The organism is Enterobacter sp. RHBSTW-00975 (genome assembly GCF_013615235.1).
Taxonomy (GTDB): Bacteria; Pseudomonadota; Gammaproteobacteria; order Enterobacterales; family Enterobacteriaceae; genus Enterobacter; species Enterobacter ludwigii.
Genome location: NZ_CP055883.1, coordinates 3,008,953 through 3,020,826, shown reverse-complemented (window position 1 = coordinate 3,020,826; position 11,874 = coordinate 3,008,953). Strand labels below are relative to the sequence as shown.

Annotated in this window: 14 protein-coding genes and 1 other annotated feature; of the genes, 5 read left to right on the top strand and 9 right to left on the bottom strand. The window is 54.2% G+C overall.

All coding sequences use genetic code 11. The features are described from left to right. Positions 1 to 17: 17 nt before the first annotated feature. Positions 18 to 998 carry an LPS O-antigen chain length determinant protein WzzB gene (gene wzzB / locus HV340_RS14620; protein ID WP_059305483.1) on the top strand — a complete coding sequence of 327 codons (981 nt, stop codon included), beginning with the start codon at positions 18 to 20 and terminating at the stop codon, positions 996 to 998. 41 nt (positions 999 to 1,039) lie between these two features. Here the strand turns inward: wzzB and hisIE are convergent, their stop codons facing one another. The 9 genes from hisIE to hisL all read right to left on the bottom strand — a co-directional run bounded on the left by hisIE (position 1,040) and on the right by hisL (position 8,256). After that, positions 1,040 to 1,651, bottom strand: a complete 612-nt coding sequence (gene hisIE / locus HV340_RS14615) for a bifunctional phosphoribosyl-AMP cyclohydrolase/phosphoribosyl-ATP diphosphatase HisIE (protein WP_044868269.1) — start codon at positions 1,649 to 1,651, stop codon at positions 1,040 to 1,042. After that, positions 1,645 to 2,421 (bottom strand): imidazole glycerol phosphate synthase subunit HisF, encoded by a 777-nt coding sequence (gene hisF / locus HV340_RS14610; RefSeq protein ID WP_014170794.1) that lies wholly within the window; start codon positions 2,419 to 2,421, stop codon positions 1,645 to 1,647. Before hisF ends, hisIE begins: the two co-directional genes overlap by 7 nt. Then, positions 2,403 to 3,140 (bottom strand): 1-(5-phosphoribosyl)-5-[(5-phosphoribosylamino)methylideneamino]imidazole-4-carboxamide isomerase, encoded by a 738-nt coding sequence (gene hisA / locus HV340_RS14605; protein WP_014170793.1) that lies wholly within the window; start codon positions 3,138 to 3,140, stop codon positions 2,403 to 2,405. Before hisA ends, hisF begins: the two co-directional genes overlap by 19 nt. Further along, positions 3,140 to 3,730, bottom strand: a complete 591-nt coding sequence (gene hisH, locus HV340_RS14600; RefSeq protein ID WP_020883288.1) for an imidazole glycerol phosphate synthase subunit HisH — start codon at positions 3,728 to 3,730, stop codon at positions 3,140 to 3,142. The genes hisA and hisH overlap by 1 nt, the downstream gene beginning before the upstream one ends. Beyond that, positions 3,730 to 4,797: a bifunctional histidinol-phosphatase/imidazoleglycerol-phosphate dehydratase HisB gene (gene hisB / locus HV340_RS14595; RefSeq protein WP_032678505.1), complete on the bottom strand. Its 1,068-nt coding sequence runs from the start codon at positions 4,795 to 4,797 to the stop codon at positions 3,730 to 3,732. The genes hisH and hisB overlap by 1 nt, the downstream gene beginning before the upstream one ends. Next, a complete protein-coding gene (hisC, locus tag HV340_RS14590) occupies positions 4,794 to 5,855 on the bottom strand; it encodes a histidinol-phosphate transaminase (RefSeq protein ID WP_059305485.1) in 1,062 nt (353 codons plus the stop codon). Before hisC ends, hisB begins: the two co-directional genes overlap by 4 nt. Beyond that, entirely contained in the window at positions 5,852 to 7,156 is a 1,305-nt protein-coding gene (gene hisD / locus HV340_RS14585; RefSeq protein WP_025203710.1) for a histidinol dehydrogenase, read from the bottom strand. The genes hisC and hisD overlap by 4 nt, the downstream gene beginning before the upstream one ends. A 5-nt stretch (positions 7,157 to 7,161) precedes the next feature. Further along, a complete protein-coding gene (gene hisG / locus HV340_RS14580; RefSeq protein WP_000886595.1) occupies positions 7,162 to 8,061 on the bottom strand; it encodes an ATP phosphoribosyltransferase in 900 nt (299 codons plus the stop codon). 45 nt (positions 8,062 to 8,106) lie between these two features. Further along, positions 8,107 to 8,230: a sequence feature (His leader region), on the bottom strand. Beyond that, positions 8,206 to 8,256 (bottom strand): his operon leader peptide, encoded by a 51-nt coding sequence (gene hisL, locus HV340_RS14575; RefSeq protein ID WP_001364200.1) that lies wholly within the window; start codon positions 8,254 to 8,256, stop codon positions 8,206 to 8,208. It overlaps the preceding feature by 25 nt. Before the next feature lie 174 nt (positions 8,257 to 8,430). On the opposite strand from hisL, the gene HV340_RS14570 reads away from it, so the two are divergent. The 4 genes from HV340_RS14570 (at position 8,431) to plaP (ending at position 11,855) form a co-directional block, all read left to right on the top strand. Next, positions 8,431 to 9,255 (top strand): SDR family oxidoreductase, encoded by an 825-nt coding sequence (locus HV340_RS14570; RefSeq protein ID WP_014170788.1) that lies wholly within the window; start codon positions 8,431 to 8,433, stop codon positions 9,253 to 9,255. Positions 9,256 to 9,296: 41 nt separating this feature from the next. Then, positions 9,297 to 10,226 carry a LysR substrate-binding domain-containing protein gene (locus HV340_RS14565; RefSeq protein WP_014170787.1) on the top strand — a complete coding sequence of 310 codons (930 nt, stop codon included), beginning with the start codon at positions 9,297 to 9,299 and terminating at the stop codon, positions 10,224 to 10,226. Positions 10,227 to 10,444: 218 nt separating this feature from the next. Beyond that, the gene (yoeI, locus tag HV340_RS14560) at positions 10,445 to 10,507 is read left to right on the top strand and encodes a membrane protein YoeI (protein WP_099458931.1); all 63 of its coding nucleotides are present in this window, start codon (positions 10,445 to 10,447) and stop codon (positions 10,505 to 10,507) included. Further along, positions 10,497 to 11,855: a putrescine/proton symporter PlaP gene (plaP, locus tag HV340_RS14555; protein ID WP_014170786.1), complete on the top strand. Its 1,359-nt coding sequence runs from the start codon at positions 10,497 to 10,499 to the stop codon at positions 11,853 to 11,855. Before yoeI ends, plaP begins: the two co-directional genes overlap by 11 nt. The last annotated feature ends 19 nt before the right edge of the window (positions 11,856 to 11,874 follow it).

Here is an 11,874-nt window from a genome sequence, read left to right as displayed (position 1 = left end):
CATCTGTTAGGGATTGTATGACGCAGAACAACAATAACCTGGTCAGCAGAAGTAATGACCCGGAGCAAATTGATTTACTTGATTTAGTGCTGCAACTGTGGCGTGGAAAGTGGGTTGTTGGAGCTTTTGTTGCTGTATTTATCATATTGGCCGGGATCTACATCACCGTAGCAAAAGAGAAATGGACATCGTCCGCTATCATAGCCCAGCCGGATGCCGCACAGATTGCAACGTATGCAAATGCGTTGAATATTCTATACGGAAGTGCCGCGCCTTCAATTTTGGATATCCAGACCCGTGCAATTAGTCGTTTTAATTCATCCTTTTCTGCATTAGCGCAGGCGCTTGAAAATCAGGAAATCCCGGAAAAGCTAACCATCGATTCCACGGTTAAGGGACAAGCATTTCCATTGACCGTCAGTTATGTTGGTGAAACTGCTGAAGCTGCGCAAAAGCAGCTTGCCCAGTATATTCAGCAGGTTGATGAACAGACGGCGAAAGAACTTACGCTTGACCTAAAAGATAACATTAAGCAGCAGATCACAACCCTGAATGACTCCCTGGAGAACCAGGAGAAAGTCTCGCAGGAACAAAAAGATCTGCGCATTAAACAGATTACGGAAGCGCTGAAGAACGCTGAAGCGGCCAAAATCACTTCTCCACAGATTCAGCAAACTCAAGACGTGACGCAGGAAACCATGTTCCTGTTAGGCAGCGAAGCGTTGAAATCGATGATTGAAAACGAAGCATCTCGTCCGCTGGTGTTCTCTGGAGCGTACTATCAGACTAAGCAGAACTTGCTGGATATTGAGAAGTTGAATGTTAACCCGGACACCATTCATGTCTATCGCTATGTCATGAAACCGGATCTTCCTGTTTATCGCGACAGTCCGAAAAAAGCCATCACTCTAATCCTTGCCGTACTCCTTGGCGGGATTATCGGTTCAGGTGTGGTGTTGGGTCGCAACGCGTTGCGGAACTACAAACCAAAAGCGTGATTCTCATCAGATAAAAAAACCGGGGACATTCCCCGGTTTTTTTATTTATGTCTCTTACGTAGATTCTCAATCACCACCGTCAAATCCAGCTCCTGATCCTGCAGCAGTACCAGCAGGTGATACATCAAATCCGACGCCTCGTTCGTCAGCTCCTCGCGGTCATGCACGGTCGCGGCCAGTGCTGTCTCAACGCCTTCTTCCCCTACCTTTTGCGCAATACGTTTAGTCCCGCTGGCGTACAGCTTAGCTGTATACGAACTTTCAGGATCCGCCGTTTTACGCTCAGCGAGTAACTGTTCCAGTTGATACAGGAACAGCCACTGGTGGCTTGCGTCGCCGAAGCAGCTGCTGGTGCCCTTGTGGCAGGTTGGGCCGATCGGATTCGCCAGCACCAGAAGCGTATCGTTATCGCAGTCCGGCGTAATGCTGACTACATTCAGGAAATGGCCAGAGGTTTCCCCTTTGGTCCACAAGCGTTGTTTGGTACGCGAGAAAAAGGTGACCTTGCCGCTGTCGATGGTTTTGGTTAGTGCATCCTGGTTCATATATCCCAGCATCAGCACTTCACCTGAGACGGCATGCTGTACAACCACCGGCAGTAATCCGTCAGTTTTTTCCCAGTCCAGTTGTGCCTGTTGTTGCTCTGTTAACATACCCTGATCTCCACGCCCTGGTCGGCCAGGTACGTTTTTAACTCACCAATATTGATAATCTGTTTGTGGAACACAGAGGCCGCCAGCGCGCCGTCAACGTTTGCATCGCGGAAGGCTTCAAGGAAGTGTTCCATGGTGCCTGCACCGCCGGAAGCAATCAGCGGTACGTGGCAGACCGCGCGGACTTTTTTCAGCTGCTCAAGGTCATAGCCGTTACGCACGCCGTCCTGGTTCATCATGTTCAGCACAATTTCGCCTGCGCCACGTTTCTGGACTTCCTGCACCCAGTCCAGCGTCTCCCATTGGGTTACACGGGTCCGGCTTTCATCGCCGGTGTACTGGTTGACATGGTATTTACCCGTTGCGGCGTCATACCAGGTGTCAATCCCCACGACAATACACTGTACCCCAAAGCGATCGGCCAGACGGGTAATCAGCTCCGGGTCTGCCAAAGCAGGGGAGTTAATGGAAATCTTATCGGCACCAAAGGAGAGGATTTTTGCCGCGTCTTCCGCAGATTTAATCCCACCTGCCACGCAGAAGGGAATATCAATCACTTCTGCCACGCGCGCCACCCAGCTTTTATCCACGACGCGGCCATCGCTGGAGGCGGTGATATCGTAAAATACCAGTTCATCTGCGCCTTCTTCAGCGTAGCGTTTTGCCAGTGGGACGATATCGCCAATGATTTCGTGGTTGCGGAACTGCACGCCTTTCACTACCTGGCCGTCACGTACGTCCAGGCAAGGGATTATCCGTTTTGCCAGCATTGAATCGCCTCCGTCACAGTAAATTTACCTTCCAGCAGGGCCCGGCCCACAATCACGCCCTGTACACCCGTTCCGCGCAACGCGGCAATATCAGTGATATCACCAATACCGCCCGACGACTGGAAGGCCACCTGCGGATAACGCGCGCAGATTTCTTGATATAAAGAAACGTTAGAGCCTGCCAGCGTGCCGTCGCGGGAGATATCGGTGCACAGCACGTGCTTCAGGCCAACGGGCAGATACCTCTCAACCAGCTCTTCCAGCGTCACCCCAGAGTTTTCCTGCCAGCCGCTGACTGCAACCTGCTTGTTACCCTGTTCGTCGATACGAACATCCAACGCCAGCACCAGCGCGTCAGCGCCAAAGCGGCGGAACCAGGCTTTAACCTTTTCAGGATCGTTAACGGCAGTCGAGCCGACGACCACGCGCGCCACGCCAGCGTCCAGCAGCGCCGCAACGTCATCTTCCGTACGTACGCCACCGCCTACCTGGACGGGGACATCCACGCCGGCCACCAGTTTTTTAAGAAGTGGGATTTGACGTTTTGTCGGATCTTTTGCACCAGTCAAATCCACAAGGTGCAGCACCTGCGCGCCCTGGGCGGCGTAATCCTGCAGACGTGGCAAGGGGTCGTTACCGTAGTCGCGTTGCTGTCCGTAATCGCCCTGATGGAGACGGACAACCGTGCCGTCGATTAAATCTAAAGCGGGAATAATCATTACATCTCCAGGAAGTTTTTCAGCAACTGTGCGCCTGCGGCACCCGAACGTTCCGGGTGAAACTGCACGCCGAAGAAGTTATCTTTCTGCACCGCCGCGGTAAATGCTTCGCCGTAATTGCACTGGGCAATGGTGTACGGATTCACCGGCATGGCGTAGCTGTGCACGAAGTAAAAATAGGCCCCGTCTTCAATGCCGCGAAACAGTCTGTCACCGGCTTTGGCATAAACACGGTTCCAGCCCATGTGCGGCAGAGGCAGACCGTGATCGGTCATTTTCGGCACGTCTTCGTCTATAATCCCGAGCAGATCAACGCCGTTGCTCTCTTCACTGCGTCGGCCCAAGAGCTGCATGCCGAGACAAATTCCCAGCACCGGTTGAGTACAGGCTTTGATGAGACTCACCAGCTCGCGCTCGTGGATCTGATCCATCGCCGCCTGCGCTGTCCCTACGCCGGGCAGAAAAAGCTTATCGGCGCGCAGTACGACGTCCGGGTCGCGACTCACGTCCGGTGCATAGCCGTGACGGGCAATTGCCGATTTTACGGAGTTCAGGTTGGCGCATCCGGTATCCAGAATCACCACATTCATTACAGCACTCCTTTCGATGAGGGCAGGGCGTCACCTTCCACACGAATCGCCTGGCGAAGGGTACGGCCAAAGGCCTTGAACAGGCTTTCCACGCGGTGGTGGTCGTTCTTGCCCTTGGTCTTGAGGTGCAGCGTCAGGCCCATGGTGTAGGACAATGAACGGAAGAAGTGTTCAACCATTTCGGTGCTGAGGTCGCCCACGCGCTGGTAGGTAAAATCCGCTTTGTATTCCAGGTGTGGGCGCCCGGAGATATCCATTGCGCAGCGCGCCAGGCACTCGTCCATCGGCAGCACAAAACCAAAACGGTTGATGCCGCGTTTGTCGCCGAGCGCCAGCTTCAGCGCTTCACCCAGCGCCAGGCCGGTATCTTCCACAGTGTGGTGATCGTCGATATACAAATCGCCTTTCACGGCGATCTCCATGCGGAAACCACCGTGGGTCGCGATCTGGTCCAGCATATGGTCAAAGAAACCCACACCGGTGTGGATCTTGCTGCCGCCTTCACGATCCAACCAGACCTTAACGTCGATTTGCGTCTCTTTGGTGTTGCGCTCAACGTGCGAGTAGCGGTCACGCTGGGTCAACTGCTCACCAATTTTTGCCCAGTTAAGGGTGGAACGGTCATAGCGCAGCCCGGAGATACCCATGTTCTCCGCCAGCGTAATATCGGTCATGCGATCGCCAATAACATAGCTATTGGCTTTATCCAGCACGTCATCCGCCAGGTAGCGTTCGACCAGCTTTACCTTCGGCTTGCGGCAGTCACATTCATCGGCAGGCAGGTGTGGGCAGATCAGCACCTCATCAAATTCAACGCCCTGAGAGGTCAGCACCTGCATCATCAGGTTATGCGGGCCGTCAAAATCCGCCTGCGGGAAACTGTCGGTACCCAGCCCGTCCTGGTTAGTGATCATCACCAGCTTATAGCCGGCTTTCTGCAGTTTGAGCAGCACCGGGATTACATCGGGTTCAAAAGCCAGTTTGTCGAAACGATCGACCTGAAAATCGGTTGGCGGCTCCGAAATAAGGGTACCGTCACGATCGATAAAGAGGGTCTTCTGGCTCATACTTTCTCCGCTTTCAGGGCGTCAATCACGCGCTGACTCTCTGCACGGGTGCCTACGGTAATACGCAAACAGCCGCTTAAGGATGGTTGTTTATTTTGGTCTCGTAAGATAATGCCCTGATCCCATAAAGATTTAAATACGGCACTCGACGCGGTAAAGCGTACCAGGATGTAGTTGGTTTCAGAGTCGAATACCTGCTCCACGCAGGGAATATCTTTCAGGGCAGTGAACAGATACTGCCGTTCTTCAAGAATTTGTGCCACGCGTTCGCGCATCGCCTTGATCCCCTGAGGGGCCAAAGCCTGCGCCGCAATGTCGGCAACCGGCGTAGAGAGTGGATATGGCGCAATCACTTTCATCAGCAGGTCGATGACTTCTTTATTGGCCAGCGTAAAGCCGCAGCGCAGGCCAGCGAGAGCGAAAGCTTTTGACAGCGTACGCAGTACAACCAGGTGCGGGTACTCCTCGAGCCAGCCTGTCAGCGTCGCCTGTGGGCAGAACTCAATATAGGCTTCGTCAGCCACCACCAGCGCTTTACCGCGCGTCATCTCCAGCAGGGTTCGAATGTCCTGCGGGTTGATAATCTGCCCGGTCGGGTTATTTGGACTGCAGACGAACACCACTTTCACGCCGTCAAGATTGTCGGCAATCCCCTGCAGATCGAGCTGCCAGTCTTCCAGCGAAAGCACGTTACGGCACGCCACGCCAAAAGTTTCTGCGCTGACGCTGTACATTCCGTAGGTTGGCTGGCAGTACATCACCGCGTCTTTACCCGGTTCGCAGAAGGCTCGGATCAGCAGTTCAATGCCTTCATCTGCCCCCCGGCTGACCAGCACCTGCTCAGGCTTTACGCCTGCGTACCGGGCGTAATTTTCGATAACCGCGTTCGGCTGGCATTCCGGATAGCGGTTCAGCGTTTGCTGCGAGAGCTCGAACTGTACGGCCGTCGGGTATTCGTTAGCGTTCAGCCAGACATCACCGTTGCCACCCAGACGACGAGCAGACTGATAAGGCGTCAGGCGACGGACATTTTCGCGGGCTAATTCTTCAATGCTCATGCTTGCTCCTTCAGGGCTGCAACGCGCAGCGTAACGGCGTTTTTGTGGGCGGTCAGACGTTCGGCGGCGGCCAGGGTCTCAATGGTGGAGGCCAGAGAGGCAAACCCCTCGCGGGACAGCTCCTGTACGGTCATGCGTTTCTGGAAATCCGCCAGCCCGAGGCTCGAACAGGTTGATGTATAGCCGTAGGTTGGCAGAACGTGGTTGGTGCCGGAAGCGTAATCGCCGGCGGATTCCGGTGACCAGTCGCCAAGGAAGACCGAACCTGCGCTGGTAATGCTGTCAACCAGATCGCGCGCATTGCGGGTCTGGATAATCAGGTGTTCCGGGCCGTACTGGTTGGAGATGGCAATGCACTGCGCCAGATCGCGCGCCACAATCAGGCGGCTTGCTGAGAGTGCCTGGCGTGCCGTGTCGGCGCGCGGCAGGTCGGCAAGCTGACGTTCAACGGCTTCACCCACGCGTCTTGCCATATCCGCATCCGGCGTCAGCAAAATAACCTGTGAGTCCGGGCCATGTTCTGCCTGGGATAACAGATCGGAGGCGACGAAGTCCGGCGTTGCACCGCTGTCGGCAATCACCAGCACCTCAGAAGGACCGGCAGGCATATCAATTGCGGCACCGTCCAGGCGCTGGCTGACCTGACGCTTTGCTTCGGTCACATACGCGTTGCCCGGGCCAAAAATTTTGTCCACTTTAGGAATGGATTCGGTACCAAACGCCAGCGCGGAAATTGCCTGTGCACCACCCACTTTATACACCGCCTGTACGCCACACAGTTTTGCCGCATAGAGAATTTCATCGGCAATCGGAGGCGGCGAGCACAGTACAACTTTCTGACAACCGGCGATGCGTGCCGGGGTTGCCAGCATTAATACGGTAGAGAACAGCGGGGCGGAACCACCGGGGATGTAAAGCCCCACCGACGCTACCGGACGCGTGACCTGCTGGCAGCGTACGCCGGGCACGGTTTCCACATCGACCGCCTGCAATATCTGCGCGGTGTGGAAGGTATCAATGTTTTTCACCGCGACGGCCATCGCCTGTTTGATCTCATCTCCGAGGCGGCTTTCCGCGTCCGTGATTTCCTGTTCAGTTACCTTTAAAGCGCCAACCTCGGTTTTATCAAACTTTGCGCTGTATTCCCGCAGCGCATCGTCGCCACGGGCTTTGACGTTATCAAGGATCTCGGCCACGGTGCGGGTAATGCTTTCTGAGGCAGAAATCGCCGGACGCATCAGCAGCGCGCGCTGTTGTTCTTGCGAACAATCGTTCCAGTTGATGATTGTGTTAAAGCTCATGGCCATCACTCCATCATCTTCTCAATTGGCAGCACCAGAATTGAGCTTGCGCCCAGCGCCTTCAGTTTTTCCATGGTTTCCCAGAACAGGGTTTCGCTACTGACCATGTGCATGGCGACGCGCTGCTGGTCACCGGCCAGAGGCAGGATGGTCGGGCGCTCTGCGCCCGGCAGCAGGGCAATGACCTCATCAAGACGTTCGGTTGGCGCGTGCATCATGATGTATTTCGATTCACGGGCCTGAATCACGCCCTGAATACGGGTCAGCAGTTTGTCGATCAGCTGTTGTTTCGCATCGGCCATTTCGCCGTCGCGCTGGATAAGGCACGCTTTGGAGCGGTAAATCACTTCCACTTCGCGCAGACCGTTCGCTTCCAGCGTGGCGCCCGTAGAGACGAGGTCACAGATGGCGTCAGCCAGACCCGCGCGCGGTGCCACCTCAACAGAGCCGTTCAGCAGGCAGGATTTAAACTGCACGCCTTTCTGATCCAGGTAACGTTTCAACAGGTGAGGGTAGGAGGTGGCGATACGCTTGCCGTTCAGCGCGGCCGGGCCGTCCCAGGCTTCATCGACAGGCGTGGCCAGCGACAGGCGGCAGCCACCGAAGTCCAGACGACGCAGGGTAAAATAGCGTGGATCTTCACCCTGGGCGCGGCGGGTCAGGAGCTCTTCTTCCAGCACGTTTTCACCGATGATGCCGAGGTCAACAACGCCATCCATCACAAGGCCGGGAATATCGTCATCACGCACGCGCAGAATGTCGATGGGCATATTTTCAGCCAGGGCAATCAGGCGCTGGGTGTGCAGGTTGATTTTAATCCCGCAGCGGGCGAGCAGTTCGCGTGAATCATCACTCAAACGGCCTGATTTTTGAATAGCTATGCGTAAACGTGAGTTATCTAACATTCTGTTTTCCTCGTTAACCTGTTTTAACCTGTCTGAATTTGGTCCAAAAAAAAGCCCCCGGAAGAAGATCTTCCGGGGGCTTTTTCATGCGTTCATGCACCACTGGAAGATCCAAACGTCTTCCAGCACACATCGCCTGAAAGACTAGTCAGGATGATGGTGATGATGGTGGTGTTTAAATTGAACGCGTGTCATAAAATTCTCGATGAATGCTTATTCATTTGATGTCTTTTAACCTAAACCAGTTGTATGACTGATTGCAAGGGCTTTTTTTGATCATTAATTCATTTCATATTGACGCTATGAATTGTGTGTTCTGTCGGGCTGGCGTAGCCTTAAGAAAGACGAGTAAAAGTCAGGAGAATTCGAATGAAAAAGGTCGCGATTGTCGGTTTAGGTTGGCTGGGAATGCCGCTGGCGATGTCATTGGCCGCAAAAGGCTGGCAGGTGACCGGAAGCAAAACCACGGCGGATGGGGTAGAAGCGGCGCGCATGTGCGGTATTGACGGCGTCGAGCTGCGTCTGGAACCCGAACTGGTGTGTGATGCTGACGATCTGGACACGCTGATGAACGTTGATGCGCTGGTGATTACGTTACCGGCACGGCGCAGTGGCCCGGGCGAATCATTTTATCTGCAGGCGATGCAGGAGATTGTCGACAGCGCGCTGGCGCATCACGTCCCACGCATTATTTTTACCAGCTCAACCTCGGTCTACGGCGATGTTGACGGCGTGGTGAAAGAGACCTCTGAGCGTCATCCCGTTACCGCGAGCGGTAAAGTGCTGAAAGAGCTGGAAGACTGGCTGCATCATCTTCCCGGCACCCAGGTCGATATCGTACGGCTGGCAGGTCTGGTTGGCCCCGGGCGACATCCAGGGCGCTTCTTCGCGGGAAAATCCGCGCCAGACGGACAACATGGCGTCAATCTTGTGCATCTTGATGACGTAATTGCCGCAATAGAACTACTCTTACAGGCTCCAAAAGGTGGGCACATCTATAATATATGTGCGCCTTCTCATCCAGCGCGGAGCACGTTTTACCCGCTGATGGCACGCCAGCTGGGTCTGGTTCCGCCTGTTTTTGGTGAAGCAAAGGACGAAAGTAAAGGCAAAATTGTTGATGGCAATCGCATTTGTCATGAGCTGGGGTTTGAGTATCAATATCCCGATCCGCTGGTGATGCCGATGGAATAAGTTTCTCAGCGGAAACGATCGCACACCGGAAGGGGGCGAACATGAAACCGCTGCTGGATGTTCTTATTATTCTGGATGCACTGGAAAAAGAGGGGAGCTTTGCCGCTGCTTCGGCAAAGCTCTTCAAAACCCCGTCGGCGCTGAGCTATACCGTTCATAAACTGGAAAGCGATCTTAATATCCAGATCCTCGATCGCTCTGGTCACCGCGCCCGTTTTACCCGTACCGGGCAGATGCTGCTGGAGAAGGGGCGCGACGTCCTGCATACCGTTCGCGAACTGGAAAAACAGGCCGTCAAACTGCACCAGGGATGGGAGAACGAACTGGTCATCGGCGTTGATGATACTTTTCCGTTTTCTCTTCTGACGCCGCTGATTGAGGCGTTCTATCAGCACCACAGCGTAACCCGATTAATCTTCATTAATGGCGTGCTGGGCGATTCATGGGATGCCTTAACTCAGGGCAGGGCCGATATTTTTGTCGGTGCGCTGCATGAACCGCCCCAGTTAAGCGATTTCGGTTTCGCCCGGCTGGGTGTGCTGGAGCAGGTTTTCGCCGTCGCGCCACACCATCCGCTCGCGCAGGAGCCGGAACCCCTTAACCGGCGCACGATTAAAGGTTACCGCGCCATTGTGGTCGGTGACAGCTCGCGTCCCGACTGTGCGGCCTCCACGCAGTTGCTTGATGAGCAGGAGGCGATCACGGTGTTCGACTATAAAACCAAGCTGGAGCTGCAAATCAGTGGCCTGGGGTGCGGCTATTTACCCCGCTATCTGGCACAGCGGTTTTTAGACAGCGGTGCGCTTGTTGAAAAACAGGTGCTTGCACAAAGCAGCAATGAATCGGTGTGGGTCGGCTGGAATGAACAAACTGCGGGGCTGGCAAGTGCCTGGTGGCGGGACGAAATTTTAGCAAATAGTGCTATTGCTGCCGTTTACTCGCAAAGCAGCGTCGAGAAATCAGCCAGTTAGAAAAAAGAAAATCGCCCCGGGCGTTGCAAAGTATTGCCTTTTGTATCCGATGTGGGGCAAAATGCGCCGCTGCAACCAAATGAATAATCGACGATATAAAAGGCGTCGGTTATTTTTTTTTGCACGTATGAAACGAAACTAAAAACCAAGAGGCCGGGCTTCGTACCGGATAGATATTTACTAAAATCCGACAGTTGTTGTCGCTGAGGAATACAGAAATGGGGCAATTTTTCGCTTACGTGGCGGTTATCACCGTAAAGGAGAATAACTATGTCGCATAACGCAACTCCAAACACCTCTCGCGTGGAATTACGTAAAACCCTTACGTTAGTTCCGGTTGTTATGATGGGCCTTGCCTATATGCAGCCAATGACGCTGTTCGATACATTCGGTATCGTATCAGGCCTCACAGACGGTCATGTGCCGACGGCTTACGCCTTCGCGCTGATTGCGATCCTCTTTACCGCGCTGAGCTACGGTAAACTGGTCCGTCGCTATCCGTCTGCCGGTTCCGCCTACACCTACGCCCAGAAATCCATCAGCCCGACCGTTGGCTTTATGGTGGGCTGGTCTTCGCTGCTCGACTATCTGTTCGCGCCGATGATCAACATTCTGCTGGCTAAAATTTATTTTGAAGCACTGGTGCCGTCGATCCCTTCGTGGATGTTCGTCGTGGCGCTGGTGGCCTTTATGACGGCGTTCAACCTGCGCAGCATCAAGTCCGTTGCGAACTTTAACTCCGTTATTGTTGTGCTTCAGGTCATCCTGATTGCCGTGATTCTGGGCATGGTTATCTTTGGTGTCTTCCACGGTGAAGGCGCAGGTACCCTGGCGAGCAGCAAGCCGTTCTGGTCTGGTGATGCGCATGTGATCCCGATGATTACCGGGGCAACTATTCTGTGCTTCTCCTTTACCGGTTTTGACGGCATCAGCAACCTGTCTGAAGAGACCAAGGACGCAGAGCGTGTTATCCCGCGTGCTATTTTCCTGACGGCGCTGATTGGTGGTCTGATCTTTATCTTTGCGACCTACTTCCTGCAGCTGTACTTCCCGGATATCTCTCGCTTTAAGGATCCGGATGCCTCTCAGCCAGAAATTATGCTCTATGTGGCGGGTAAAGCGTTCCAGGTTGGCGCGTTGATCTTCTCCACCATCACGGTACTGGCATCCGGCATGGCCGCGCACGCAGGCGTTGCACGTCTGATGTATGTAATGGGTCGTGACGGCGTATTCCCGAAAAGCTTCTTCGGCTACGTTCACCCAACCTGGCGTACGCCGGCGATGAACATCATCCTGGTCGGCGCTATTGCTCTGCTGGCGATTAACTTTGACCTGGTGATGGCAACTGCGCTGATTAACTTCGGTGCGCTGGTGGCGTTCACCTTTGTTAACCTGTCGGTTATTTCTCAGTTCTGGATCCGTGAAAAGCGTAATAAAACGCTGAAAGATCACTTCCAGTATCTGTTCCTGCCGATGTGTGGTGCGCTGACCGTGGGTGCGCTGTGGGTTAACCTGGAAGAGAGTTCCATGGTGCTTGGCCTGATTTGGGCGGGTATCGGCCTGGTTTACCTGGCGTGCGTCACGAAGAGCTTCCGTAACCCGGTTCCTCAGTACGAAGACGTTGCGTAAGAGCTAAGTAAAAAAAAAC

Bases quoted from the DNA above. Each gene is read 5' to 3' on its own strand.
- wzzB (WP_059305483.1), top strand. From the start codon at position 18: ATGACGCAGAACAACAATAACCTGGTCAGCAGAAGTAATGACCCGGAG.
- hisIE (WP_044868269.1), bottom strand. From the start codon at position 1,651: ATGTTAACAGAGCAACAACAGGCACAACTGGACTGGGAAAAAACTGAC.
- hisF (WP_014170794.1), bottom strand. From the start codon at position 2,421: ATGCTGGCAAAACGGATAATCCCTTGCCTGGACGTACGTGACGGCCAG.
- hisA (WP_014170793.1), bottom strand. From the start codon at position 3,140: ATGATTATTCCCGCTTTAGATTTAATCGACGGCACGGTTGTCCGTCTC.
- hisH (WP_020883288.1), bottom strand. From the start codon at position 3,730: ATGAATGTGGTGATTCTGGATACCGGATGCGCCAACCTGAACTCCGTA.
- hisB (WP_032678505.1), bottom strand. From the start codon at position 4,797: ATGAGCCAGAAGACCCTCTTTATCGATCGTGACGGTACCCTTATTTCG.
- hisC (WP_059305485.1), bottom strand. From the start codon at position 5,855: ATGAGCATTGAAGAATTAGCCCGCGAAAATGTCCGTCGCCTGACGCCT.
- hisD (WP_025203710.1), bottom strand. From the start codon at position 7,156: ATGAGCTTTAACACAATCATCAACTGGAACGATTGTTCGCAAGAACAA.
- hisG (WP_000886595.1), bottom strand. From the start codon at position 8,061: ATGTTAGATAACTCACGTTTACGCATAGCTATTCAAAAATCAGGCCGT.
- HV340_RS14570 (WP_014170788.1), top strand. From the start codon at position 8,431: ATGAAAAAGGTCGCGATTGTCGGTTTAGGTTGGCTGGGAATGCCGCTG.
- HV340_RS14565 (WP_014170787.1), top strand. From the start codon at position 9,297: ATGAAACCGCTGCTGGATGTTCTTATTATTCTGGATGCACTGGAAAAA.
- plaP (WP_014170786.1), top strand. From the start codon at position 10,497: ATGTCGCATAACGCAACTCCAAACACCTCTCGCGTGGAATTACGTAAA.